The sequence below is a fragment of the Winogradskyella sp. genome (genome assembly GCF_003712105.1).
Classification (GTDB): domain Bacteria; phylum Bacteroidota; class Bacteroidia; order Flavobacteriales; family Flavobacteriaceae; genus Winogradskyella.
Map to the genome: position 1 here is coordinate 85940 of NZ_RHLG01000003.1, position 25042 is coordinate 110981.

Annotated in this window: 28 protein-coding genes; 5 read left to right on the forward strand and 23 right to left on the reverse strand. The window is 33.4% G+C overall.

The genetic code is table 11. The features are described from left to right. Positions 1–93 precede the first annotated feature (93 nt). The 3 genes from ED556_RS08260 to ED556_RS08270 all read left to right on the forward strand — a co-directional run bounded on the left by ED556_RS08260 (position 94) and on the right by ED556_RS08270 (position 1956). Positions 94–507, forward strand: a complete 414-nt coding sequence (locus ED556_RS08260; protein ID WP_296322026.1) for a glyoxalase — start codon at positions 94–96, stop codon at positions 505–507. Positions 508–587: 80 nt separating this feature from the next. Next, positions 588–1154 carry a TetR/AcrR family transcriptional regulator gene (locus ED556_RS08265; protein WP_296322029.1) on the forward strand — a complete coding sequence of 189 codons (567 nt, stop codon included), beginning with the start codon at positions 588–590 and terminating at the stop codon, positions 1152–1154. A gap of 52 nt (positions 1155–1206) precedes the next feature. Beyond that, the gene (locus tag ED556_RS08270; RefSeq protein WP_296322033.1) at positions 1207–1956 is read left to right on the forward strand and encodes a glucose 1-dehydrogenase; all 750 of its coding nucleotides are present in this window, start codon (positions 1207–1209) and stop codon (positions 1954–1956) included. A gap of 10 nt (positions 1957–1966) precedes the next feature. Here ED556_RS08270 and ED556_RS08275 read toward each other — a convergent pair whose 3' ends face one another. Then, positions 1967–2818, reverse strand: a complete 852-nt coding sequence (locus ED556_RS08275) for a hypothetical protein (protein WP_296322035.1) — start codon at positions 2816–2818, stop codon at positions 1967–1969. 3 nt (positions 2819–2821) lie between these two features. After that, complete coding sequence (locus tag ED556_RS08280; protein ID WP_296322038.1) at positions 2822–3493, reverse strand: DUF2461 domain-containing protein; 672 nt, start codon at positions 3491–3493, stop codon at positions 2822–2824. A gap of 172 nt (positions 3494–3665) precedes the next feature. On the opposite strand from ED556_RS08280, the gene ED556_RS08285 reads away from it, so the two are divergent. After that, positions 3666–3917, forward strand: coding sequence for a hypothetical protein (locus ED556_RS08285; protein ID WP_366663747.1), 252 nt, complete (start codon positions 3666–3668; stop codon positions 3915–3917). 57 nt (positions 3918–3974) lie between these two features. On the opposite strand, the gene ED556_RS08290 is transcribed toward ED556_RS08285, so the two are convergent. After that, positions 3975–4763 (reverse strand): tRNA pseudouridine(38-40) synthase TruA, encoded by a 789-nt coding sequence (locus tag ED556_RS08290; protein ID WP_296322041.1) that lies wholly within the window; start codon positions 4761–4763, stop codon positions 3975–3977. 87 nt (positions 4764–4850) lie between these two features. Between ED556_RS08290 and ED556_RS08295 the strand changes: the two genes are divergently transcribed. Continuing rightward, positions 4851–5264 carry a hypothetical protein gene (locus tag ED556_RS08295; RefSeq protein ID WP_296322044.1) on the forward strand — a complete coding sequence of 138 codons (414 nt, stop codon included), beginning with the start codon at positions 4851–4853 and terminating at the stop codon, positions 5262–5264. 78 nt (positions 5265–5342) lie between these two features. Here ED556_RS08295 and ED556_RS08300 read toward each other — a convergent pair whose 3' ends face one another. The 20 genes from ED556_RS08300 to lpxD all read right to left on the reverse strand — a co-directional run bounded on the left by ED556_RS08300 (position 5343) and on the right by lpxD (position 24995). After that, entirely contained in the window at positions 5343–7151 is a 1809-nt protein-coding gene (locus ED556_RS08300; protein ID WP_296322047.1) for a GEVED domain-containing protein, read from the reverse strand. A gap of 101 nt (positions 7152–7252) precedes the next feature. Continuing rightward, a complete protein-coding gene (hisIE, locus tag ED556_RS08305) occupies positions 7253–7852 on the reverse strand; it encodes a bifunctional phosphoribosyl-AMP cyclohydrolase/phosphoribosyl-ATP diphosphatase HisIE (protein ID WP_296322050.1) in 600 nt (199 codons plus the stop codon). A gap of 85 nt (positions 7853–7937) precedes the next feature. Further along, positions 7938–8693: an imidazole glycerol phosphate synthase subunit HisF gene (hisF, locus tag ED556_RS08310; protein WP_296322053.1), complete on the reverse strand. Its 756-nt coding sequence runs from the start codon at positions 8691–8693 to the stop codon at positions 7938–7940. A 2-nt stretch (positions 8694–8695) separates the two neighbouring features. After that, a complete protein-coding gene (gene hisA / locus ED556_RS08315) occupies positions 8696–9421 on the reverse strand; it encodes a 1-(5-phosphoribosyl)-5-[(5-phosphoribosylamino)methylideneamino]imidazole-4-carboxamide isomerase (protein WP_296322056.1) in 726 nt (241 codons plus the stop codon). Positions 9422–9474: 53 nt separating this feature from the next. Beyond that, positions 9475–10056, reverse strand: a complete 582-nt coding sequence (hisH, locus tag ED556_RS08320; RefSeq protein ID WP_296322058.1) for an imidazole glycerol phosphate synthase subunit HisH — start codon at positions 10054–10056, stop codon at positions 9475–9477. Beyond that, entirely contained in the window at positions 10056–11189 is a 1134-nt protein-coding gene (hisB, locus tag ED556_RS08325; protein ID WP_296322060.1) for a bifunctional histidinol-phosphatase/imidazoleglycerol-phosphate dehydratase HisB, read from the reverse strand. Before hisB ends, hisH begins: the two co-directional genes overlap by 1 nt. Then, the gene (hisC, locus tag ED556_RS08330) at positions 11186–12238 is read right to left on the reverse strand and encodes a histidinol-phosphate transaminase (protein ID WP_296322063.1); all 1053 of its coding nucleotides are present in this window, start codon (positions 12236–12238) and stop codon (positions 11186–11188) included. Before hisC ends, hisB begins: the two co-directional genes overlap by 4 nt. Next, positions 12231–13562 carry a histidinol dehydrogenase gene (hisD, locus tag ED556_RS08335; protein ID WP_296322066.1) on the reverse strand — a complete coding sequence of 444 codons (1332 nt, stop codon included), beginning with the start codon at positions 13560–13562 and terminating at the stop codon, positions 12231–12233. The genes hisC and hisD overlap by 8 nt, the downstream gene beginning before the upstream one ends. A 1-nt stretch (position 13563) precedes the next feature. Then, complete coding sequence (gene hisG / locus ED556_RS08340; RefSeq protein WP_296322069.1) at positions 13564–14421, reverse strand: ATP phosphoribosyltransferase; 858 nt, start codon at positions 14419–14421, stop codon at positions 13564–13566. A 222-nt stretch (positions 14422–14643) separates the two neighbouring features. Further along, positions 14644–15456 (reverse strand): prohibitin family protein, encoded by an 813-nt coding sequence (locus ED556_RS08345; protein WP_296322072.1) that lies wholly within the window; start codon positions 15454–15456, stop codon positions 14644–14646. 10 nt (positions 15457–15466) lie between these two features. Continuing rightward, positions 15467–17494: a VWA domain-containing protein gene (locus tag ED556_RS08350; protein WP_296322074.1), complete on the reverse strand. Its 2028-nt coding sequence runs from the start codon at positions 17492–17494 to the stop codon at positions 15467–15469. After that, a complete protein-coding gene (locus ED556_RS08355; RefSeq protein WP_296322077.1) occupies positions 17495–18046 on the reverse strand; it encodes a hypothetical protein in 552 nt (183 codons plus the stop codon). 13 nt (positions 18047–18059) lie between these two features. Beyond that, positions 18060–18806, reverse strand: a complete 747-nt coding sequence (gene fabG / locus ED556_RS08360; protein ID WP_296322080.1) for a 3-oxoacyl-[acyl-carrier-protein] reductase — start codon at positions 18804–18806, stop codon at positions 18060–18062. A gap of 114 nt (positions 18807–18920) precedes the next feature. After that, a complete protein-coding gene (gene sucD, locus ED556_RS08365; protein WP_296322082.1) occupies positions 18921–19793 on the reverse strand; it encodes a succinate--CoA ligase subunit alpha in 873 nt (290 codons plus the stop codon). A gap of 88 nt (positions 19794–19881) precedes the next feature. Next, complete coding sequence (locus tag ED556_RS08370) at positions 19882–20265, reverse strand: nuclear transport factor 2 family protein (RefSeq protein ID WP_296322086.1); 384 nt, start codon at positions 20263–20265, stop codon at positions 19882–19884. Continuing rightward, positions 20265–21203 (reverse strand): UDP-3-O-(3-hydroxymyristoyl)glucosamine N-acyltransferase, encoded by a 939-nt coding sequence (locus tag ED556_RS08375; protein ID WP_296322088.1) that lies wholly within the window; start codon positions 21201–21203, stop codon positions 20265–20267. The genes ED556_RS08370 and ED556_RS08375 overlap by 1 nt, the downstream gene beginning before the upstream one ends. Before the next feature lie 5 nt (positions 21204–21208). Beyond that, complete coding sequence (gene efp, locus ED556_RS08380; RefSeq protein ID WP_296322091.1) at positions 21209–21775, reverse strand: elongation factor P; 567 nt, start codon at positions 21773–21775, stop codon at positions 21209–21211. Between the two features lie 10 nt (positions 21776–21785). Beyond that, positions 21786–22571 carry an acyl-ACP--UDP-N-acetylglucosamine O-acyltransferase gene (gene lpxA / locus ED556_RS08385; protein ID WP_296322094.1) on the reverse strand — a complete coding sequence of 262 codons (786 nt, stop codon included), beginning with the start codon at positions 22569–22571 and terminating at the stop codon, positions 21786–21788. Positions 22572–22573: 2 nt separating this feature from the next. After that, the gene (locus ED556_RS08390; protein ID WP_296322096.1) at positions 22574–23980 is read right to left on the reverse strand and encodes a bifunctional UDP-3-O-[3-hydroxymyristoyl] N-acetylglucosamine deacetylase/3-hydroxyacyl-ACP dehydratase; all 1407 of its coding nucleotides are present in this window, start codon (positions 23978–23980) and stop codon (positions 22574–22576) included. Beyond that, on the reverse strand, positions 23967–24995 hold the full coding sequence (lpxD, locus tag ED556_RS08395; RefSeq protein WP_296322099.1) for a UDP-3-O-(3-hydroxymyristoyl)glucosamine N-acyltransferase: 1029 nt from the start codon (positions 24993–24995) through the stop codon (positions 23967–23969). Before lpxD ends, ED556_RS08390 begins: the two co-directional genes overlap by 14 nt. Positions 24996–25042 lie beyond the last annotated feature (47 nt).

Genomic DNA, 25042 nt, shown 5'->3' on the forward strand with positions numbered 1-25042 from the left:
TTAATAACACCGTTAACAACATAAAAGCAGCTTGTAAATTTTACTTGAGTATATGTTTAAATTTAAATCCATATTCAATTAATCCCTATTAATATGGAACGCTCTACTAACCTACTCAACATTAGACCAGAAATTCCGTCAGCAAAGTTTTACGATTCAATGACTAGTGATGAAGCTTTTCAGAATAGAACATTACGTCCTATTATTAAAATGCAGCATGACTTATTTATTGCAGTCTTTAGCAACTATATAAAGAAGCGTAAAAATGTATTTTACGATTTAACCTTGACCAAACAGCTTGCTTACATTGAGAATGCCATACATAAAGATATGAAGTTTAGAAACTCTCTAAAAGGTATGGTGATTGGTCAATTTACTGTCGAAGAATACGAAGAATACATAAAAAATTCGTCTGCACTTAATAAGCGTATGATGAATATTGTAAAAGAACGTTTGATAGACAGCGTTCAAGTATTTATCAGACCGCAAATTCTACAAGCGATTTAAAGGGTTTTTAAAATTTATTAAAATCTTAACAGTTAGACTTAAATTTCTTTCATAATTTTGAAACGTTCATTTCAAATAAAATGCCAAGAGTAGAAATATTTAATCGCGAAGACGTCCTTGAAAAAGCTGTAAAGTTATTTCATAATAAGGGCTATAATGCTACATCTATGCAAGATTTAGTAGACGCAACAGGATTAAATAGATCTAGTATTTATAACTCGTTTGGAAGCAAAATGGAATTGTATCAACAAAGCCTAAGAGCATATAAAGCGCAAGCAAACAAATATGTGCAAAAGGTTTTGGTTCATAATTCGGACCCATTAGAAACTATTCGTAAAATTTTTGCTACTTCTCCAGATGATAAAGTAAATGGATGCCTTTTAGGAAACTGTACTACTGAGATGGCCAATCAGGATATAGATATTAAAAATTTCCTAACTAACAATTTAATTTCTATGCAAGACCTTTTTGTAGAACTAGTGGCAAGTGGTCAAGCTTCAGGATCAATTAATGGTAATAAAAGTGCTAAAGACTATGCGGCATATTTATTTACTGCTTTGCAAGGCATTCGCGTTACTGGAATATTATTAGATGAACAAAAAGATTTTGAAAGTATTGTAGATACTATGCTTTCAGTTTTAGAGTAATATATTTTTTTAACCTTTTTTGAAACGAACGTTTCAAATAAAACAACACATTATGAGTAAATTAAAGAACAAAGTAGCAGTTATCACCGGTGCAAATAGTGGTATTGGTCTAGCAACGGCAAAGCGATTTTTAGAAGAGGGCGCAAAAGTTGTGATTTCTGGCCGTAGAGCGGAAGCACTAAAAGAAGCCACCAATGATTTACATGGTGATTTTATAACCGTAACAGCTGACGTCTCAATTGAAGCAGACAATAAAAGATTAATTAATGAAGCACTATCAAAATATGGAAAAATTGATATTCTATTTTTGAATGCAGGCGTGGCTCCAGTGTCGCCGACTACAGATGTCACTGCTGAGCATTATAATTATATTTTTGATATTAATGTAAAAGGACCAATTTTAACAGTAACAGAAGCATTACCTCATATAAACGATGGTGGTACAATATTATTTACCAACTCTATTGTGCATCAAAAAGGCTTTGAAGGACTTGCTGTATATTCTGCAAGTAAAGGTGCTTTACGTGCATATTCTAGAGTATTAACTAATGAAGTAAAGTCTAGAGGAATTCGAGTAAATTCTATTGCTCCAGGACCAATTTATACGCCTTTATATGGTAAAATGGGATTACCACAAGATGTTGTGGAAGACATGGGTAAAGGTTTTGCAGCTGCAAATCCATTAGGACGTTTTGGTACTTCAGAAGAAATTGCTAATACTGCTTTATTTTTAGCTTCAAGTGAGGCATCGTATATCAACGGAATTGAGATAGAAGTTGACGGTGGATTAAGTCAAATATAGATTAATAAAGTCAATGTAAATAAGGCCTTGGATCTCCATCGAAGGCCTTATTTTTTGTTAATTGTATTGTTTTATTAGTGTTTGTATCAAAACGGTAAATTTCCCAATCTCCAGTTTCATTGCCTCCATAGTACAAGTATTTACCGTTTTTAGACCATCTGGCAATAAGCTCATTACCTTCACTCCTAGTGATGTTTATATATTCTTTAACCATCAGGTCCATAATTACAATATCTTGCTGGCCTTTTTTGAACATATCCGAGCTAAATGCTAAGAAGCGACCATTTGGAGACATGGAGCCACGCTCATTATTATCTTGTGTATCTGTTAGCTTAACTACGGTATCTAAATCATTAATGTTTATTTTATAAATATCGTTTGTGCCCTCATGATTACTTGTAAATAGTATTTCATTACCATTATGCCATGCAATATAGTTTGCGGTTCCGTCGAGAGTTGCTGTAAGATTAGTAACCTTGCTATCCAACATTAAAAACACATCACCTTTACAACTAAAGATGCGCTTATCCATCGATTTATAAAACACAAAATTCTTATCATCCAAAATACATTCTGCAGGATGATTAAGTATACGTTCGTAATTGTTTTCAAGATTCTTATCTACAACAATTATACTATCCTTTAACTGTCTTAAAAACACAATATTGCGCTCAGAAACCCATACAGGTGACCACTCATCAAAATCAGAGTTAGTAATCTGTTGAAGGTTTTCACCTTCAGAATCCATTAGGTATATATCAGAATTGCCATCTCGATTTGATGAAAACAAAATCTTATCGCTTTCTTCAGCACAGGAAGAAAAAAGTAAAATAGCAATCAGTAATAAGGAATTTATACGCATAAGTTATAGCAAGGATTCACCATTTAAGTTTGTAGTGAGCACGTCGCTCATATAATCAAAATAAGGTCTAACAGTTTCAAAATCCGAATTTACACTATTTAAAAAACCATCTGATAACACGTCGTTATCAGTATACTTTTTAGTGAAAATATATTGCTTGCGTCTTATTAAATCTATTGCAGGATGTTCTTTATCAAATCCTTTTGGGGCCGTTTTTAATGTATCACCTACAAAATCACCCCAAGTAGTTTTGAATGTTTTATTATTTAAAATAGCTCTCATTTCACTGTCGTCCATCTCAAACTCTTTCCGTATTCTCAACAGGTCTTCCTTATTAGGCTCCCAAAATCCAGTAGCAATAAACGATTCATTATTTGGTTGAATATGCAAATAATAGCCACCGCGTAACTCAGGTTTTAGTCTATGGAACGATCCTCCAAAATGAGTTTTATAAGGTAATTTGTTTTTCGAGAAACGTACATCACGATAAATTCTGAATATTTTAATTCTATCAATTTGATCATGTTCGCTCATTAATTCACCTAAGTGGTTGTAAGCCGATTTAACCTTTGCTTCAATAGCTTTAAATTGGGGTTTATGTTCATTAAACCAATCTCTATTATTGTTTTTTGATAGTTTTTTAAAAAATGAGAATGTCTCTTTAGGAATTACCATAATCTGTAAGGTTTTACTCAATAATATTGAATCGCTAATGTTACCGTAATTTAAAAAAGTATTTCATTCAGAAAATAATCTCGATAAGATTTTTAAGTTTTTGTTAACAATACTTAAGCTTTGTTTAGAATATTTCAAAATAAACTTGTAGAATGGGAGAAATTTCACTATAATGCAAAAAATTAAAAATTATAGTAATTTTATGGGTAGACCAGCAACACGACCAACAAAACTAAAAGATGGTTTTTATATCGAGATTAGAAATAAAGGTTCAAAATCAGGTGTAAAGCTATACAATGCTACAAAGCTTCAGATGCATCGTGCAATTAAAATGTACGAAAGATCTAAGGAAGTTTTAATCCTGGGAGAATCTATAAATGGAAAATTTGTTGAAAAGGAACCAACTTTACACGTTGTAAAGTAGCGTTTTTTCTTACGAAATAAATCAACTAAAGAGCTAGCAAATTGCTGGCTCTTTTTTTTATTCAAATTCTACAGATTGGAGTATCAATCCCGAAGCTGGTGCTATGTAATCTTGATGAGAATCGATATTAGGTTTTAGACTTTCTTCAATAAAGTCTAAAGTCACCTCACCTTTGCCTAATTTTAGTAATGTACCCATCATTAAACGGATTTGATTTCGCCCAAACCCTTTTCCTACAACTCGCAACAAATAAGAGGTTTCTGGGAAAAAGTTTGCCGAATAGACCTCATTGACGACCAACTCACATTTTTCAATAGTTCTGTTATACACACCATTATCAGTGGCTTTGTAGCAATAGTTCTTAAAATTGTGAGTGCCTTCAAATAGTCTTGCACCTTGCATCATCATTTCTATATCTAAATCATCCTGAATTGTAGTTAACAGTGGTGCACAAAACGGGTGAAACTTTCCTCCAAATGCAAATAGATATATGTACTCTTTTAGTTTAGGGTGTTGTATGATATTAAAGTTTTTATCAACGTCTTCAATTTTTAATGCTCTAATATCTTGTGGGAGATTATAATTAAACCATTTTAAAAACACATCCTTATCTTCTATAGGGTTTTCTAAAAACAGCTCGAAAGCGGTTTTATTTGCAGATACCATTGCATCTGTTCTTCCAGAAACTAATGTCTTAAAAGGCTTACCTTCTAAAATATAGTTGAAAGTCCTATCAATCATAAGATGTAAAGTCTTTAGGTTTGGCTGTTTTTGCCAACCATGAAAACGATATCCTAGATACTGAATAGTGAAAACGTAGTAATATTTTTGCTTTTCGAATGCCATAATTAAGGTTTCAAAATAACAGAACTCTGCACTGCTGTCAAAATTTTTTTTAACTTGAAGACATATTCTAACTAAATCAATTTAATTATGACTACAACTAAACCACCAATTTGGTTCTGGATTATTAGTGTTTTGGCACTTATCTGGAATGGACTAGGTATTATGGCTTACTTAGGTCGTGCATTTATAACCGACGAAATGATTGCCGCACTTCCTGAAGAACAACAGGCTGAATTTTTAATTGAATATCCTGCTTGGTATACTGCCGCATTTGCCTTAGCTGTTTTTTGTGGTGCTCTCGGCTGTTTAGCACTATTATTACGAAAAAAATGGGCACTATTTTTACTCGTTATATCTGCTGTTTGTGCTATTATACAGCATATATATCTATTTATGAATGTAGAAATACCAAGCATGGTAATGCCAATAATGATAATCGTATTTTGCCTTTTCTTAGTTTGGTTTGCAAAACATTCGGCTTCCAAAGGATGGCTTAGCTAAACTTTAGAATAACTGATTCACCATACTAAATAGGTAAACATATAAGAAAGGCTGATATTAAATATCAGCCTTTTTTATTTATTTTATAATGATTTTTTGAGTCTTTACTTGGCTGTCATCATGTATTTTTATTATATATATCCCCGATGAAATACTAGATACGTCCATTGAGTTTACAGAATTTGACGACTCTAACTTTTTACTTATAAGTAATCGCCCATTGATATCGTATAAATCAGCTATAGGCTTTGGAGTTAATTGACCAGCTATATACAATTCATCTGTATCCGCTGAAGTATAAATTTTCAAGCTTTTCAACACATTCGATTCAACAGATAAAACAGACGATGCTTGTACATATATTGTATAATCCTCAGATTGCCCAGTTACTAAACCAGTGTAACAAGCAGAGTCAATTAAACTTACGCCAGAATATCTATTATCTACTTCAGTAACAAGTCTAACTCTTACATAATCTTCATATGGAATACTACTCGGATAACTAATTGTAATTGGTACTGTAGAACCCGCAGCTATGTCATTATCTAAATATTGTTGTTCAGCGTCATCATCAAAATCTCCATCATCATTCCAATCAATCCATACACCTAGCTGTTGCCAATTTACACTAAACATACCTACATTTATTGTATTGGATTGATCAGCATCAATTTCAAAATAATTAGAACAACTATCAGAATTGTCAATATTTCCTCCATCACTTGCAGATGAAAAAGAACTGTATGTTACACCGTTTAATTCTACACTTGTAATACCAGAATTATTTGTACTTGTAGTGTTTGTGTTACATACGGTTGTTGGAGCTGAATACGTTAAATCAGGAGCTTCATCACCATTTGAGTTTGCTATAGCTGTACCTACCATAGCAGCTCTAGCTCTAGTTTTCTGATCATTTGTGAGTCTATCAGTACAATTGTAATAACTCATTACGTTATTAATTGTATTACTATCTACCCATGCACTACCTGTGCAAGAATTATTAGATGGACATGTACTTGTTTCTCTTTGGTGAGGTACAGTATCGGCGCATCCATCGCTATTGTTACCTACTAAAGTATTTGCAGGACATGTGTCTGATGCACCGTCTCCGTTGGTATCATCCCCTTGAAAAGTATGGTATAAATGGAAATAATGCCCTAACTCATGCACAACAGTACTATTATCGCCGTTTGAATTAAGTCCCCAACCATTTGTATTTCCAGGGTCATATCCAAAAACAGAAGACATCATTACAGAGCCATGGTTACTTGATGATTCGTTATAGAAGTATGCGTAACCTTGAAAACCAAAGCCTCCATTATTACCATCTAATTCAGTTACGATCCATATATTGAAATAATCTGTCTGGGGCCAACTTATTAATGTTTTTATATCATTATAACTTGCACCGTTAGAATTTAGAACATTAACTCCAAAGTTTGAATAGCCAGATAATCCTGAAGCATCTATTCTATTAATACCAGTAGTTGCATTACAATCTGGATCTCTTTGAGCCAAAGCAAATTCTATTTCAAAATCTACAGGACTATCTGCAGTTAATCCTCGGTAAAAATCATTTAAGTTGTTAATACTACTAAATATTTGTGCATCAGAAATATTAGATCCAGTACCAATTGCTTCTCCAGCTAGATGCAATACATGAACAACAACGGGTATAGTTAATACTGTTCCACTGCTACGTTGTACAGTGCCATCTAAAATTGCATTTTGAAGATTTTCTTCTGAAATACGCTCTAGATCAACATAATTAGGATTTTGCCTTAAAATTTCTCTTTGATTATCAAATGCACATTGTTGCGCATTGACATAAAATGTGATAGTTAATAACATTAGCACAAGTGCTAATGAAAGGGTAGTTTTTTTCATACGATTTGGGTTATAGTTGCTTATAGCAATGCGCAATATAACTTTATTTTATGAAAAAACGCATTTTATCGTAAAAAATTACTTTTAAACGATGCTTTTGATTAATTATGTCGCTGTTTAAGGACAGAAATTATATCATTAAGCTGATAGCCTTTTGCTTGTAGAAGAATTAAATAATGAAACAATAAATCAGCACTTTCGTTTAGAAACAAATCATCATTCTGGTCCTTAGCTTCAATAACTGTTTCTACAGCTTCCTCTCCTACTTTTTGGGCAATTTTATTAATCCCTTTTCGGAATAAGGATGCTACATAAGACGATTCGTTTTCTGGATTGTCTTTCCTATCGGTAATAATTTGTTCTAGTTCTGATAAAAATCCAAATGATTGGTTGTTCTCTTCGTGCCAGCAGGTGTCGGTACCAGTATGGCATGTTGGTCCTTGTGGATTTACTTTTACCAGTAATGTGTCGTTATCACAATCTAACTTTATGTCAATTAGATTCAACACATTACCGCTTTCTTCACCTTTAGTCCATAATCTATTTTTGGTACGACTGAAGAATGTTACTAGTCTAGTGTCTTTGGTCTTTAAAAAAGCCTCTTCATTCATGTAGCCTAGCATTAAAACATTCTTTGTGTTTACATCTTGAATGATTGCAGGTACTAGACCGTCTTTATTTTTATTGAAATCTATTTTCATTTCAAACGTGTTTGTTATTCCGCGATCAAAAGCGGAATCTTATTTAAATTTATTATGAGATACAGAAACGAGTTCAGTATGACAGTTATATTCTAACAGGAATTCCCTGTTGTTTTAATTCTTCTTTCAATTCTACTATTGGTATTTCTCCAAAATGAAATACACTAGCAGCTAATGCAGCGTCTGCTTTTCCTTTTTTAAATGCATCTACAAAATGCTTCACTGTTCCAGCTCCACCAGAAGCAATTATCGGGATATTTATCAAATTGGATAGTTTTGATAAGGCTTCATTTGCAAATCCGGATTTAGTGCCATCATGGTTCATGGATGTGAAAAGTATTTCACCAGCTCCACGTTGTTCTACTTCAATGGCCCAATCAAATAATTTTATTTCTGTTGGAATTGTGCCACCAGCCAAATGCACAATCCATTCACCATGAATTAGCATAGCGTCAATGGCTACCACAATACATTGACTTCCAAATTTATTTGATAATTCATTAATTAATTCAGGTCGCTTAACAGCAGAAGAATTAATAGATACCTTATCAGCACCATTTTTAAGCAATGCATCCACATGTTCTATTGAAGATATTCCACCACCAACTGTAAATGGAATATTTACTTGTTCTGCAACTCTCAACACCATATCTAAAGTTGTACTTCTATTCTCCAAAGTAGCCGCAATATCTAAAAACACCAATTCATCAGCACCAACTTCGGCATATTGCTTGGCTAATACCACTGGATCACCGGCATCACGCAAATCTACAAAGTTGACACCTTTTACAGTACGGCCATCTTTAATATCTAAACAAGGAACAATTCGTTTTGTAAGCATAATTAGTTTGTTAGAATAAATTGTTCTAATTCTTTTAATGATATATGATGTTCATAAATCGCTTTCCCAATGATAACACCTTCGCAACCTATTGCTCTTAGCTGTGGTAATTCATCATATTTAGAAATTCCTCCAGAAGCTATCAATTTTAAGTTTGGCGATTCTGATAGAATACGTTCATACAAACTAAAAGAAGGTCCTTGTAGCATGCCATCTTTTGAGATGTCTGTACATATAACATAATCAACACCTTTGCTCTGATAATCTTTTATAAAAGGTATAACATCTAAATCACTTTCTTCTTGCCAACCAGAAATTGCAATTTTTTCGTTAATGCAATCTGCGCCTAAAATAATTTTATCTGAACCATAGGTTTCTAGCCAACTTTGGAACACATTTGGTTGCTTTACAGCAATACTTCCTCCTGTTATTTGATATGCACCAGACTCAAAAGCTATTCTTAAATCATCATCAGATTTGAGTCCACCACCAAAATCAATTTTAAGATTGGTCTTAGAAGCAATAGCTTCTAACACTTTATAATTAACGATATGGTTAGCTTTTGCACCATCTAAATCAACAACATGTAGATGCTGAATTCCCGAATCTTCAAAAGCTTTAGCAACTTCAACAGGGTTTTCGTTATAGACTTTTTTTGTGTTATAATCACCCTTAGTAAGACGCACACATTGTCCGTTAATAATATCTATTGCTGGTATAATTCTCATATTTGTTTTCATTCAGACCTTTCGACTGCGCTCAAGGTGACATTAAGTATAATTTAGAGTTGTAGAAAATTTTTCAATAAAACCTCTCCCGTTTTTCCAGATTTCTCTGGGTGAAACTGTACACCAAAAAAATTATCATTCTCCAAAGCAGAGGCATATTCTAATTCATAATCTGTTGTAGCAATAGCTTGGCAGCAGTTTTCAGCATAAAAACTATGAACCAAATACATGTACGAATCATTATCAATTCCTTTAAATAAATCTGACTTTAGATTCTTTACTGTATTCCAACCCATTTGTGGTACCTTGACCGTATTTGAAAAACGTTTCACATCAACATCAAAAATTCCCAATCCTTTTGTTTCTCCTTCTTCAGTATAATTGCACATCAACTGCATACCCAAACAGATACCTAAAACTGGTTGTTTAAGTTCAGGGATGACTTTATCAAGCTTTGATTCCTTTAATTTTTTCATCGCAGAACTAGCCTCACCAACACCAGGAAAAATTACTTTATCAGCTTTTAGTAATTGTTCAGGATTATTTGTTAAGACCGCTTCATAGCCTAATCGCTGAAAAGCAAATTGAATGCTTTTAATGTTTCCTGCGCCGTAATTGACTATTTTTAAGTTCATTATAGCATTCCTTTTGTTGACGGTAATATCATCTTTTCAACATCTTGTTTTACTGCCATTTTAATTGCTTTTGCAAAAGCTTTGAATATAGCTTCAATCTTGTGGTGTTCATTTGTACCTTCAACTTTTATATTTAAGTTACACTTTGCACCATCTGTAAAAGATTTGAAAAAGTGATAAAACATTTCTGTCGGCATTTTGCCAATCATTTCACGTTTAAAATCAGCATCCCAAACGAGCCAGTTTCTACCCCCAAAGTCAATTGCGACTTGAGCAAGGCAATCGTCCATTGGTAAAGAGAAACCATAGCGTTCTATACCTAATTTATTCCCTAAGGTTTTAGCAAATACTTCTCCTAATGCAATAGCAGTATCTTCTATAGTATGGTGCTCATCAACTTCTAAATCGCCATTAACCTTTATGTCTAAATCCATTTGACCATGACGTGCTATTTGATCTAGCATATGGTCAAAAAAGGCAATACCAGTATCAATACTACTTTGTCCTGTGCCATCTAGATTAAGGTTGATTTTAATTTTGGTCTCATTTGTATTACGCTCAATTGAACCAATACGTTCAGTAGTTTTTAAGAAACGATAAATCTCTTCCCAATCGTTAGTTTCTAATGCTATAAATGACTGCAATTCATTTTCAGCTACAGTAACTTCATCAACACCCAAATGTGTTTCATCATTGATGAAAATACCTTTTGCACCTAGATTCTTAGCTAATTCTATATCGGTTAATCGATCTCCTATGACATAAGAGTTGGATAAATCATAATCACCAGAGAAATATTTTGTTAAAAGTCCTGTATTTGGTTTGCGAGTTGGTGCATTGTCTTTTGCAAAGGTTCTATCAATAAATTGTTCTTTAAAAACAACACCTTCTTGTTCAAAAGATTTTATGACAAAGTTGTGTACTGGCCAAAATGTATCTTCAGGATAGACATCAGTACCAAGACCATCTTGATTTGTAATCATAACAACCTCAAAATTTAACTCTTTGGCTATCTTACTTAAATATTGAAATACTTTTGGATAGAACTCTAGCTTCTCAAACGAATCTATTTGTTCATCCGCCGGCTCTCGTATTAGTGTACCGTCTCTATCTATAAATAATACTGGTTTCATGATAATTGATTTAATGCTTCAATTAATGTCTTGTTTTCTTTTTCTGTACCAACTGTAAATCTCAAACAGTTTTCGCAAAGCGGCTGGGTTGTTCGGTTTCTCACTACTATTCCTTTTTCAATTAATTCTGAATAGCGTTTATTAGCAGCATCTACTTTTACTAAAATAAAATTGGCGTCCGAAGGATAAATAGTCTTAATAAATGGAACCGTTTCTAATGCTTGTTGTAACCATTTTCGTTGTTCTAATATGTTCGAAACTTCAGCATTGACTTCATCTATTTTCAGCAATCGCTCTAATGCTTTTTGCTGTGTAAGCTGATTAACATTATATGGCGGTTTTATTTTGTTTAGAACAGAAATAATAAATTCTGAAGCATAACAAATTCCTAATCGTATTCCTGCTAAACCATAAGCCTTGGATAAGGTTTGAGTTACAATTAGATTAGGAAATTTATTTAGTCGACTTACCCAACTTTCTTGATTTGAAAAATCTATATAAGCTTCGTCAATTACTACAATTCCTTCAAAACCACTAATCAAGTCTTCTATTTTATCAGAATTAAAACTATTCGCCGTTGGATTATTAGGAGAGCATAAAAACAAAAGCTTTGAATTGTCATTTTGTGTAGTAAGAATTTCTGATACTTTAGGCTCAAAATCACTATCTAATTCTACTGAAATAATATTAATAGCATTTAAATCTGCCAATACCTTGTACATACCATATGTTGGTGGCAATGTGACAATATTATCTACATTAGGTTCACAAAAAGCTCTGAAGATTAGATCCAATACTTCATCACTACCATTTCCTAATAAAATCTGTGAAGGTGGAATGTTTTTAAGCTCAGAAAGCTGTTGCTTTACGCTTGACTGTTGCGGATCTGGATAGCGATTAACATTGGTTTGAAATGGACTTTCATTTGCATCAATAAATACCATATCAGCAGAAGCATCTTTATATTCATCTCTAGCCGATGAATATGCTTTTATCGTTTTTATGTTTTCTCTAAGTAAATTAAATATGTTTAACTCTCTCTTATTCATTGTTAGCTTTAAGTTTTGAATTAGAGATTCCTGCCTTTGAAGGAATGACATCATTTAATCGTAATGTAACAGCGTTTTTATGTGCCTGAAGGCCTTCAGCTTCAGCCATTAATTCAATAGCTGGTCCAATAGTAGCTATACCTTTTTTAGATATTTTTTGAAAGGTCATACTCTTCTGAAAACTATCTAAGTTAACGCCCGAATATGCTTTTGAATAGCCATTTGTTGGCAATGTGTGGTTTGTACCTGAAGCATAATCACCTGCACTTTCAGGCGTATAGTTTCCTATAAATACTGAACCTGCATTCCCAATTTGCTCCACAAAAAAATCGTCATTTTTTGTGCATACTATAAAGTGTTCTGGGCCATATTGATCAATTAACTCAAGTGCTGTTTCAAAATCTTTTACTACTATTGATTTGGAGTTGTTAATTGCATCTTTAGCTATTTCCTTTCGCTCAAGTTTTTCTATCTGAGTTCCAACTTCAATTTCAACGTCTTTTGCAAACTCAGTAGATGTTGTTACTAATATCACTTGACTATCAGAGCCATGTTCTGCTTGGCTTAATAAATCAGAGGCTACATATTTTGGGTTAGCCGTTTCATCAGCCATTACTAATAATTCACTTGGTCCTGCAGGCATATCGATAGCTACACCATACTTTGTAGCAATTTGTTTTGCGACTGTAACATATTGATTACCAGGTCCAAATATTTTATATACCTGCGGAATACTTTTTGTACCAAAAGTCAATCCTGCGATAGCTTGTATACCGCCAGCTTTTACAATTTTAGTAACACCACATAATGAAGCAGTATATAATATTTCACTTGAAATTTCACCTTCACTATTTGGTGGCGTGCACAATACAATGTCTTTGCATTTAGCGATCTTAGCAGGCACTGCAAGCATTAAAACCGTAGAAAATAAGGGCGCCGTACCGCCAGGTATGTATAAGCCTACTTTCTGGATTGGTCGTTTTTCTTGCCAGCATTCAACGCCATCCATGGTATTGAGCTTTACTTTTTCAGTTTTCTGAGCTGCATGAAATCGTTCAATATTTGACTTTGCTAATTGAATAGCTTGCTTTAACTCGTCTGAGACATTTGCAATAGCACCTTTAATTTCTTGATCTGAAACTAATATTGATTCTAATTCAGCGTTGTCAAATTTTGAGGTGTATTCGTTTACAGCTTCATCTCCACGAGTTTTGACTTCATTAAAAATAGTCTTAACGATGTCTTCGATATCATCAACCGTTTTGGTCGGTCTTTTTAAAATTGACGACCAATTAGTTCTATTTGGATTTTCTATTAGTTTCATCTTACAAGACCATGTTTTCGATTGGACATACTAATATGCCTTCCGCGCCATTTGCTTTAAGTTCATCTATAATATTCCAGAAATCATTTTTATTAATAACTGAGTGCAAAGAACTCCATCCTGTTTTTGCTAAAGGCAAAATAGTTGGACTGTTCATTCCTGGTAGAATTTCAACAATCTTATCTAGCTTCTCATTTGGAGCATTGAGTAGTACATATTTGTTCTCTCGTCCTCTCAAAACAGATTTTAACCTGAATTGTATCTTATTGATTATGGCTTGATTTTCTTCAGAAATTTCAGGCGATGTTGCCAATACAGCTTCAGATTTCAGAAGCACTTCTATTTCTTTTAAGCCATTTTTAAACAAGGTACTACCACTTGATACGATGTCACAAATTCCGTCCGCAAGACCAATATTTGGTGCAATCTCTACAGAACCATTAATGATATGGAGGTTAGCATTGACATTATTCTTTTCTAGAAATTGATTTACGGTATTTGGATATGAAGTCGCTATTCGTTTTCCTTCTAAATCTTTTAAGCTTTTAGCATCCGAAGACTTAGGAACAGCAATTGATACACGACATTTTGAAAAGCCCAAACGCTCTACAATTGTCAGGTCGCTACCTTTTTCTATCAATACATTTTCGCCAATAATAGCAGCATCTACTACGCCATCTCGTAAGTATTGCGGAATATCTCCATTGCGTAAATAAAATACTTCCAATGGAAAATTTCGAGCTGACGCTTTTAATTGGTCTTTACCATTATCAATAGAAATCCCTATTTCTTTTAAGATTCTTAGTGAATCTTGGTTGAGTCGTCCTGACTTCTGAACAGCAATTTTTAATTTACTCATTTTAACTTTAGTCTTGTATGAGAATATCATTTAAGTCAATAAAAAAACCCATTTGATATTCTCAAACGGGTTTAACTTATATGTTGACTTTAATCAATACATCTTCACCTCGCTTGAGCGATTACCTGAAAATGATGATGTAATTGATTGTTTTTCATTTAATTTTTTATTGAAACAAATTTTCAGAAAAAATATTTACAATTCCAAGTGTTTTAGCAAATTTTATTGATTACCTAAAATTATAGGCATTCCGCTTTCACCAGAACCTATAACAATTACTTTGCTGTTTGGTGATTCTGCCAACTTATTTGTAGCCTCAATGCCTTTGTCTTGTAGAATCTTATCTGTTAGAGACGCACTTAAAATCTTGTTTGCATCTGCTTTACCTTGAGCTTCGATTCGTTGACGTTCTGCCTCTTTTTCTGCAGTTACTAATCTAAACTCATACTCCAAAGATTCTTGCTCTTGCTTTAGTTTTCTTTCAATCGCATCTTTAATAGTAGACGGTAATGTTACATCCTCTACAAGTACTCGTTTTACATTGATATATTGACCTTCAAGCTCTTTTCTTACTTCTTCTAAGATTTCTTGTTCAATAACATCACGCTTACTAGAATACAACTGCTCAGGTGTGTAACGTCCTACTACACTACGTGCAGCTGAATTAATTGCTGGATCTAGAAGCTCTGAAATAAAGTCTTTCCCTTTGGTTTTAATCAAATTACCAAGGTTACTATACTCAGGCTCAAACCATATAGTCCCATTTACAGATACCTGAAGACCATCTACAGATAGTACATTCATATTATCAGATATTGATTGTTGTCTAACTTTAAATACTAGCATTTCGTTCCAAGGTGCTACGATATGAAAACCTTCGCCATAGGTTTTTTCGGTATTTATACCATCTCCAAAGCGCTCAAAAATAACGCCGCCTTCACCAGGACCAATGGTTACAGCAGATTTAGCTATCAATACTATTAAGATAATTGCTGTAATTAATATTGGTAATCCAATTTTAGGTAATTTATCCATGTTTTTATTTTTATATTAATCCGTTATATTTTCTAATAAACCACTCCAAAGATAAGCTTAATACAATTAATCCTAATAAATACTGCCAATCAATTAAAGGAATCACATTTCGTTTACTCTTTTGAATTATAGCATAACGAGAATCATTAATTAGATTATCTATTAGGTCACTTACTTGATTTGGAAAATACGATTTACCACTTGTAATAGTCGATAAACTAGTAAGCTTTGTTACATCTGCATTCAAAAATTGTTGTTCAATATTATATTCTAGAACACTAAATGTACCTGAGGACGAAATCGGCTCGTCAGTATTTCTAATTGTAAAGTTATACTCTCCGGGTTCTACACCACTTAAATCTATGAGATAAGAAGAGTTTTTGAGTAGTAACGGTAAGGTTTTGGTTACATCCGTCTCTTTATTTTTATAGGTTAATTCTAAGCTAGCATTGGCATCGAACTCATAATTTTTATTGAAGAATTGAGCATTTACAATAATTGGCTCATTTTGATTATAAAATGACCTGTAGTCTATATTTAGTCTATTGCGTTTTTTATTTGACCTTAGGTACTGAACCAATTTGCTCATAAAATTATCAAAATCTAAAAAGCGTTCTTGCTCCAAATAATTTTGAGCTCGCCATTTCCATATACCTTCACCATTAAGTAAAGCGTACTTATTATTGCCTGACTCGTATGTACTGAGCAATGGTGTTCCCGTATTAATTCCATTTACTGTTTTATATAGAATTGTTTCTTCGGGAACAGCAAAGGATAGTGTTCCAAATTCTGATTGTAATGGTGGATAATTGTCAAAAGAAATGCTGTTAACTAAAAAAGTCCCATAATTAATGTTCAACTCTGGTTGATAGTCTTCATATTGATCAGTAATTTCTTGATAAAATAAAGATTGAATATTATTTAAAAAATCAAAATCAGTAGAATTTCCTGTGATGATAAATGTATTAATTCCTAGATCTTGAATTCTTGAAAATACGGAGTTGAAGTTATTAGTTGGTTGATACAATATAACTAATTGAAAATCATTAGATTTTGAAATAAAATCATTGGGTTTTAAAATCGAAACACTACGTTGTTCATTGCTTTCTATTGAGCGTTTTATTGCTCCTAAATCTGGATGTAATCCATCACTAATTAAAGCAATATTTGTCTTTTGATCAATAATTTCGACACCAAAGTTTTTATAGTTATTTACTTTATTTTTTTCATTTTCAAGAGGTAAAATTTCTACACGATATGTTTTAATTCCGACACGGTTTGCATTAAGTGTAGTATTTACTATTTCGGATGATTTTGTATCGTTTAACTCAATTATCTTTGAAAATAATACATTATTGCCAGAGCTAATTTTTAATTGACTTTTAATTGGCGCATCTCCAGAGTAGTTTATTATGACTTCAATTGGGAATCTATTTTTGAAATACGCATAGCGGTTAACATTTACTTGTTGTAATCGTAAATCTGAAAAACTTAAGGTATCACCTAAGATAACTGGATATATAGGCTGATTATTTTGCTTTGCGACATATGTATAATCACTACCTATAGTTTGATTTCCATCAGAAATTAAAACTACTGGTGCTGTATTTCCCTTATGCAGTTCGTTATAGCTCTTAAAAAAATTGGAGAAATGCGATTGGTTATCCGAAAAATCGATAGAATCTAAAATATTAGTCTCTTTGCCAAACTTGTAAGATTCAATATTAAACTTTTGAGATAAACGCTCATCTGTAATTAATTGTTGATAAGCATTCGTTGCATTTTCAACTTGTTTGAGATGATTGATAGATTCAGAGTTATCAACTGCTATTACAAGATTCGGTTTTTCTTCGTAAAAACTAACCGCTTCAAATTTGGGGTTAAGTAATAGTAGTAATACCCCAAAAACACTCACAAACCTTAGGATTGACAAGACTACCCTAAGTTTTTTATTAGTATTTTTTAAATACTGAAAAAGCGCTAATGAAAGCGCTATTATTCCAATTAATATAATATATACTAATGTGTCTGTTTGCAATTAGTTTTTCACTTTAATCAACTCAAAAGAGTCGAGAAATTTTTTAAAATTGTCATTTTCTTCAGAACCTTTTAGTGCAATGGTCTGTACAATATACATCCTATAATCTACTAGGATGTTCCACATGGTCAAAATATAAGTACTACCTGCTTGATCTACTTCGATTTTAAAATGACGCCCAGGATAACCATTAAATACGATATCTTTTTTGCTTAATAATGTACCATTTACATTAGTTACTGCACCATTTACAGCACCTTCTAAAACAGTATCGATTTGCTCTTGTGTTTTTAGACCTTCAGGGAAGAAGCTTTCAGGATACTCAGAAAACGAGCTCATATAAAGTATATTGTCGTCACCTGCCGCAGGATAAGCTGTATACGTATGCATTACAACATTGCCTTTTGCTGTAGGTACATCTTTATTGTCTTTTGTTGCAGTTGTCGGAAAATCTAAACGATAACCCAAATCTATATCTTTAACTGTAACCCAATCTTGAGCGTTTAAGCTTAGGGTTAGTAAAAAAGCAATTGCAAAAAGTAGATTTTTCATGATAATCAATGTATTACGTTAACATACCACCGTCGACATTTAATGTCTGACCAGTTACGTAAGCACTCAAATCGCATGCCAAAAACACACAAGCATTGGCAATATCTTCAGGTGTTCCACCTCGTTTTAAAGGAATAGCAGCTCGCCAGCCCTTAACAGTATCTTCATCTAATTTAGCTGTCATTTCAGTTTCAATAAAACCTGGAGCAATAACATTACTTCTTATATTTCTTGAGCCTAATTCTAGAGCGACAGATTTAGAAAAACCTATAATACCAGCCTTTGATGCTGCGTAGTTTGTCTGTCCTGCATTTCCTTTAACCCCAACAACAGAACTCATATTTATTATAGATCCTTTACGTTGTTTTAGCATTGTGCGCTGAACAGCTTTGGTCATATTAAAAACCGATTTAAGATTTACCTCAATCACCTTATCAAAATCTTCTTCACCCATACGCATTAGGAGGTTATCTTTTGTTATTCCTGCATTATTTACAAGAATGTCAATGCTTCCAAATTCTTCTAAAACATCTTCAGCTAGTTGTTGAGCTTGTTCAAAACTCGCGGCATTACTCTGATAACCTTTGGCTTTAACTCCTTTACTATTTAACTCTTTTTCTAATGCATTTGCTGCATCTACAGATGAGCTATAAGTAAATGCTACATTGGCACCATGCTCGGCAAATACCTCAGCAATACCTTTACCTATTCCTCTTGATGCTCCAGTTATTATAGCTGTTTTTCCTTCAAGTAATTTCATGTTATTATTGTGGTTGTTTGGTTTTATCTATTTCAAATATATAAATTACAAATTGCACCAAATAAAAAAACCCTACAAGATTTTGTAAGGTTTTTAACAGTATTGTGATTGAGACTAGTTAAGTACTTCTGCGACTCTTTTACCAATCTCAGCAGGAGAATCCACTACGTGAATGCCACATGCTCTCATAATTTTCTTTTTAGCTTGTGCTGTATCATCGCTTCCGCCTACAATAGCTCCAGCATGACCCATTGTACGTCCAGCAGGTGCAGTCTCACCAGCAATAAAACCTACAATTGGTTTTGTACTTCCGCTTTCCTTATACCAGTTTGCAGCATCAGCTTCTAATTGACCACCTATTTCACCTATCATTACAACAGCTTCAGTCTCTGGGTCATTGATTAATAATTCAACAGCTTCTTTAGTCGTTGTCCCAATTATTGGGTCACCACCAATACCAATTGCTGTTGTAATTCCTAAACCTTGTTTAACAACTTGGTCAGCAGCTTCGTATGTTAACGTTCCTGATTTAGAAACAATTCCTACTTTTCCTTTTTTGAATACAAAACCTGGCATGATACCAACTTTAGCTTCTTCTGGAGTAATTACTCCTGGACAATTAGGACCTACTAGTCTGCAATTTTTATCTTTAATATAATCAGCAGCTTTAATCATATCAGCTACAGGAATTCCTTCTGTGATAGTAATAATAACCTTGATTCCTGCATCAGCAGCTTCCATAATCGCATCTGCTGCAAATGCTGGTGGCACAAAAATTATAGTTGTATCAGCTCCTACTTTTTCTACAGCTTCGGCTACAGTATTAAAAACTGGTTTGTCTAAATGTGTTTGACCACCTTTACCTGGTGTAACTCCACCGACCACATTAGTACCGTATTCTATCATTTGACCAGCATGAAACGTACCTTCACTACCAGTAAATCCTTGTACTATTATTTTTGAATCTTTATTGACTAAAACGCTCATTTAACTTTTGAAAATTTTTAGGTTTAAAAACGATGCAAAAATAAGTCTTTTACGACTTATTTGCGAATTGTTTGTAGTAATTATTTGGTCAAGAGCTTAAAGTCTTATCGTCAGCAAGTTGGCTTAATTCGTAACAGCGAAAAAGCTTACCATCTTTTACTTCCCAGATAGCTATAAAATGTGCTAAAAGGACTTCCTCATCAGGTTCTTCAATCGTTTGGGCATAAAGATGATGGCGACTAGTAACCGCATCACCACTTTCTAATAGATGTGTATGAACAAATCTTAAGTTGTTATATGATGCTCTTACACCTTGAAAAAAAGCATCAATGTCTTTATATTTTAATAAGGCAAATCCGTTACTACTATTCCAATGTAATTCACATTCTTGGTGAAAAAAGTCTTGGACAACATTCGGGTCATTTGCCAAGTCAGAATTGTAAAATTTTTCGAGTATACTTTTAGGAGACATTATTTTAGGTTCTTAAGTTTTTCAAGTATTTCAGGGATTTTCTTGATAGAGGCAATCTCTTTATATTTTGTTCTAAAATCTTCAGCCGGTATTCCAAAATAATGTTTACCGCCTTCTAAAGATTTACTAACACCTGCTTTTGCTGAGATTACAGTTTTGTCTCCAATAGTAATACCACTAGTAATACCAACTTGTCCCCAAATGGTTACATCATCTCCAATAATTACACAACCTGCAATACCTGTATGAGAAGCAATAAGACAATTTCTACCTATCACGGTATCGTGCCCTACTTGTATTTGGTTATCAAGTTTAGAGCCTTCACCTATGGTTGTATCTGCGGTAACTCCTCTATCTATAGTACATGAAGCACCCAAATCTACATTATCTTTTATTACTACTCTACCACTAGATTTTAGTCTATCATAACCTTCAGGTCTTTTTTTGTAATAAAATGCATTAGCTCCTAAAACAGTACCAGAATGAATAGTAACATTATCTCCTATTACTATATCATCATAGATACTTACATTAGAATGAATTACGCAGTTATTACCAATAACAACATTATGACCAATAAAGCAATTTGGTTGAATAACCGTATTCTCACCGATTTGAGCCGTTGATGATATAGATAAATCTGACTTTACAAAAGCTTTAAACTTATCTGTTAACTTATTGAAATCACGAAATGGATCGTCCGAAATTAATAATGCTTTACCTTCAGGGCATTCAACCTCTTTATTTATTAAAATTATTGTTGCAGCTGAGTTAAGTGCTTTATCATAGTACTTTGGATGATCAACAAAAACAATGTCACCTGGTTCTACGACATGAATTTCATTCATGCCTAAAACTGAAAAATCATCAGCTCCTACATATTCAGAGTTGATGATTTCAGCAATTTCTTTTAATTTATATACTCTAGGAAATTTCAAAGTAATTATTCTTTAATACGTTCTTTATAAGTCCCTTTTTCAGTTTCAATCTTTATTTTATCGCCTTCATTGATAAACAAAGGGACATTAACTGTTGCGCCAGTTTCCACAGTTGCAGGCTTTGTAGCATTCGTCGCAGTATTTCCTTTGACACCTGGCTCTGTATGTGTTACTTCTAGAATAACACTAGCAGGCATTTCTACAGATAATGGTGAATTATCTTCGGTGTTAATTAATACTGTTACTACTTCTCCTTCTTTCATTAAATCTGGAGCATCTAATACCTTTTTCTGTAATTCAATTTGTGTATAGTCTTGAGTATTCATAAAATGAAATGTATCACCATCATTATATAAATATTGAAACTTATGAGTTTCAACTCTTACATCCTCAATTTTATGACCAGCAGAAAATGTGTTATCTATGACTTTACCCGAAGTAACACTTTTAAGTTTTGTTCTTACAAATGCTGGACCTTTCCCAGGTTTTACATGTAAAAACTCAATTATTTTGTAAATATCATGGTTATACCTAATGCATAATCCATTTCTTATATCCGATGTGCTTGCCATTCTGTTTTGTTTAGTTTGATTTAAAATAGCCTTTCATTATACCTCTGTGAGAATTCTTTATAAACTGAAGAATTTCATCGCGCTCTGGTGTGGCTTCCATTTCTGCTTCTATGATTTCAGAAGCTTGAGTATTATTATAATTTTTTTGATAAAGTATTCGGTATATACTTTGTACTTCTCTGATTTTTTCGGTGGTAAAGCCTCTACGGCGCAATCCAACTGAGTTAATACCAACATAAGATAATGGTTCTCTTGCTGCTTTTACATATGGAGGAACATCTTTTCTAACCAATGAACCACCTGTTACAAATGCATGATTACCAATAGAGCAAAACTGATGTACAGCTGTCATACCAGCTAGAATGACAAAATCACCTACTGTAATATGCCCTGCCAATGTGCTATTATTTGAAAAAATACAATTGTTACCAACAATGCAATCATGAGCAACGTGACAGTATGCCATAATTAAGCAGTTGTTGCCAATTACAGTTTTCATGCGGTCAGCTGTGCCACGATTAATCGTAACACATTCTCTTATCGTAACATTGTCACCAATCTCTGCAGTTGTATCTTCATCATTATATTTTAAATCTTGAGGTACAGCAGATATTACAGCACCCGGAAAAATATTACAATTCTTTCCAATACGTGCGCCTTCCATTATAGTTACATTACTACCAATCCATGTACCTTCTCCTATTACCACATTATTATGGATCGTTGTAAAGGGTTCAATAACTACATTTTTTGCAATTTTTGCACCTGGATGTACGTATGCTAGTGGTTGATTCATTCTTATTTTACTTTTGAAATTTGGGCCATTAATTCAGCTTCAGCACAAAGTTTTCCATTACTATAGGCATAACCTTGCATATGACATATTCCTCTTCGAATAGGCGTAATTAAATCACATTTAAAAATCAGTGTGTCTCCTGGAACTACTTTTTGCTTAAACTTTACCTTATCTATTTTCATGAAAAACGTCAGGTAATTTTCTGGGTCAGGAACAGTACTTAAAACTAAGATTCCACCAGTTTGCGCCATGGCTTCCACGATTAATACACCTGGCATTACTGGAGCTCCTGGGAAATGACCTCTGAAGAATTCTTCATTCATGGTGACATTTTTCATTCCAATGACACGACTGTCAGTCAATTCAAAGATTTTATCGATAAGCAGAAATGGTTGCCTGTGAGGTAACATATCCATAATCTGATTTACATCCATTAATGGTGTTGCGTTCAAATCTATACTTGGAACATTGTTACGCTTTTCATTTTTAATAATTTTAGACATTTTCTTTGCAAATTGAGTATTTACAAAGTGTCCTGGTTTATTAGCAATGACCTTACCTCTTAATCTTGTACCAATTAATGCCAAATCTCCAATAACATCTAATAACTTATGTCTTGCCGCTTCGTTTGGATAATGCAATGTTAAATTGTCTAATATTCCATTTGGTTTAACGGCAATTTCATCTTTATTAAAAGCTACTCTTAACTTCTCCATGGTTTCAGGAGAAAGCTCTTTGTCGACATAAACAATGGCATTATTTAAGTCTCCACCTTTAATCAATCCATGTTCTAAAAGCATTTCTAATTCGTGAAGAAAACTAAACGTTCTAGAATCAGCAATATCAGTTTTAAAATCTGATAACTTCTTTAAAGTAGCATTTTGTGTGCCTAAAACCTTAGTGCCGAAATCCACCATTGTAGTGACTTCGTAACTCTTAGCTGGCATAAGAATTATCTCACTTCCTGAATCTTCATCGGTGTAAGAGACTACCTCATTTACAACATATTCTTCACGAAACGCATCTTGCTCAACAATGCCTGCACTTTCAAGAGCTTCAACAAAAAACTTAGAAGAGCCATCCATTATTGGAGGTTCTGATGCATCAAGCTGAATTAATGCATTGTCTATGTCAAGACCTACCAATGCCGCTAAAACATGCTCACAAGTCTGAATTATTACACCGTTTTTTTCAAGGCATGTACCACGTTGTGTATTTGTAACGTAGTTTGCATCAGCTTCTATTTTTGGGCTACCTTCTAGATCAACTCGTTCAAAAATAAAACCAGAATTTGGTTCGCCAGATTTAAAAACTAAGGTAACATTATCACCTGTGTGAAGACCAACACCCTGAAGCTTGACTTCTTTCTCGATGGTTCTCTGTTTAGTATCGGTTTTAATTATCGCCATTTACCTTTTTCTCTAATTCATTAATACTTTTAACAATCTTAGGTAAGTTCTTAAAGTACACATATGATTTGTTATAATCTCCATATGCAAGTGCTGGTGATCCTTGAAGTACCTCATTATCTTTAACATTACGTCCTATACCAGATTGTGCTTGAATTTTTACATTATTACCTATAGATATATGTCCTACAATACCTACTTGACCACCAATTTGGCAATTTTCACCTATCTTGGTTGAGCCAGCTATACCTGTCTGAGCAGCTATTACAGTATTCTTTCCTATTTCAACGTTATGTGCTATTTGAATTTGATTATCTAGCTTTACGCCTTTTCTTATTATGGTTGAACCTAAAGTAGCTCTATCTATTGTTGTGCCGGCACCTATATCTACATTATCTTCTAAAATAACATTTCCAATTTGAGGAATTTTAGAATATTCTCCTTTTTCATCCGGAGCAAAACCAAAGCCATCAGCTCCAATTATAGCGCCCGAATTAATAACACAGTTATTTCCTATAACACATTCAGAATATATTTTACCTCCAGAAAACACAATGCTATTATCGCCAATTGTTACATTATCTCCAACATAAGAGTTTGGAAATATTTTTACGTTATCACCAATTGAAACATTATCACCAATATAGGAGAATGCACCTATATATATATTCTCACCTAATTTTGAGGACTCAGATACATGCGAAGGATTTTCTATTCCTGATTTATTAAGTTTAATCTGATTGTAATACTCTAATAACTTGGTAAACGCTGCATAAGCATCTTCAACTTTTATGAGTGTTGTTGACAGTTCTTCTTCAGCTTCAAAATTAGAATTTACAATAGTAATTGATGCCTTAGTTGAATATATATATGGTTTGTATTTTGGATTTGCCAAAAATGTCAAGGATCCTTCAGTTCCTTCTTCAATTTTAGATAATTTAGAGACTTCTATTGTTTCATCTCCTACTACGCTTCCGTCTAAAATACCGGCTATTTGTTGAGCTGTAAATTTCAATAGTTATTGGTTTAAGCTTTACTTGGTTGTGGCAAAAATAGAAAAAA

Bases quoted from the DNA above. Each gene is read 5' to 3' on its own strand.
- ED556_RS08260 (WP_296322026.1), top strand. From the start codon at position 94: ATGGAACGCTCTACTAACCTACTCAACATTAGACCAGAAATTCCGTCA.
- ED556_RS08265 (WP_296322029.1), top strand. From the start codon at position 588: ATGCCAAGAGTAGAAATATTTAATCGCGAAGACGTCCTTGAAAAAGCT.
- ED556_RS08270 (WP_296322033.1), top strand. From the start codon at position 1,207: ATGAGTAAATTAAAGAACAAAGTAGCAGTTATCACCGGTGCAAATAGT.
- ED556_RS08275 (WP_296322035.1), bottom strand. From the start codon at position 2,818: ATGCGTATAAATTCCTTATTACTGATTGCTATTTTACTTTTTTCTTCC.
- ED556_RS08280 (WP_296322038.1), bottom strand. From the start codon at position 3,493: ATGGTAATTCCTAAAGAGACATTCTCATTTTTTAAAAAACTATCAAAA.
- ED556_RS08285 (WP_366663747.1), top strand. From the start codon at position 3,666: ATGCAAAAAATTAAAAATTATAGTAATTTTATGGGTAGACCAGCAACA.
- ED556_RS08290 (WP_296322041.1), bottom strand. From the start codon at position 4,763: ATGGCATTCGAAAAGCAAAAATATTACTACGTTTTCACTATTCAGTAT.
- ED556_RS08295 (WP_296322044.1), top strand. From the start codon at position 4,851: ATGACTACAACTAAACCACCAATTTGGTTCTGGATTATTAGTGTTTTG.
- ED556_RS08300 (WP_296322047.1), bottom strand. From the start codon at position 7,151: ATGAAAAAAACTACCCTTTCATTAGCACTTGTGCTAATGTTATTAACT.
- hisIE (WP_296322050.1), bottom strand. From the start codon at position 7,852: ATGAAAATAGATTTCAATAAAAATAAAGACGGTCTAGTACCTGCAATC.
- hisF (WP_296322053.1), bottom strand. From the start codon at position 8,693: ATGCTTACAAAACGAATTGTTCCTTGTTTAGATATTAAAGATGGCCGT.
- hisA (WP_296322056.1), bottom strand. From the start codon at position 9,421: ATGAGAATTATACCAGCAATAGATATTATTAACGGACAATGTGTGCGT.
- hisH (WP_296322058.1), bottom strand. From the start codon at position 10,056: ATGAACTTAAAAATAGTCAATTACGGCGCAGGAAACATTAAAAGCATT.
- hisB (WP_296322060.1), bottom strand. From the start codon at position 11,189: ATGAAACCAGTATTATTTATAGATAGAGACGGTACACTAATACGAGAG.
- hisC (WP_296322063.1), bottom strand. From the start codon at position 12,238: ATGAATAAGAGAGAGTTAAACATATTTAATTTACTTAGAGAAAACATA.
- hisD (WP_296322066.1), bottom strand. From the start codon at position 13,562: ATGAAACTAATAGAAAATCCAAATAGAACTAATTGGTCGTCAATTTTA.
- hisG (WP_296322069.1), bottom strand. From the start codon at position 14,421: ATGAGTAAATTAAAAATTGCTGTTCAGAAGTCAGGACGACTCAACCAA.
- ED556_RS08345 (WP_296322072.1), bottom strand. From the start codon at position 15,456: ATGGATAAATTACCTAAAATTGGATTACCAATATTAATTACAGCAATT.
- ED556_RS08355 (WP_296322077.1), bottom strand. From the start codon at position 18,046: ATGAAAAATCTACTTTTTGCAATTGCTTTTTTACTAACCCTAAGCTTA.
- fabG (WP_296322080.1), bottom strand. From the start codon at position 18,806: ATGAAATTACTTGAAGGAAAAACAGCTATAATAACTGGAGCATCAAGA.
- sucD (WP_296322082.1), bottom strand. From the start codon at position 19,793: ATGAGCGTTTTAGTCAATAAAGATTCAAAAATAATAGTACAAGGATTT.
- ED556_RS08370 (WP_296322086.1), bottom strand. From the start codon at position 20,265: ATGTCTCCTAAAAGTATACTCGAAAAATTTTACAATTCTGACTTGGCA.
- efp (WP_296322091.1), bottom strand. From the start codon at position 21,775: ATGGCAAGCACATCGGATATAAGAAATGGATTATGCATTAGGTATAAC.
- lpxA (WP_296322094.1), bottom strand. From the start codon at position 22,571: ATGAATCAACCACTAGCATACGTACATCCAGGTGCAAAAATTGCAAAA.
- ED556_RS08390 (WP_296322096.1), bottom strand. From the start codon at position 23,980: ATGGCGATAATTAAAACCGATACTAAACAGAGAACCATCGAGAAAGAA.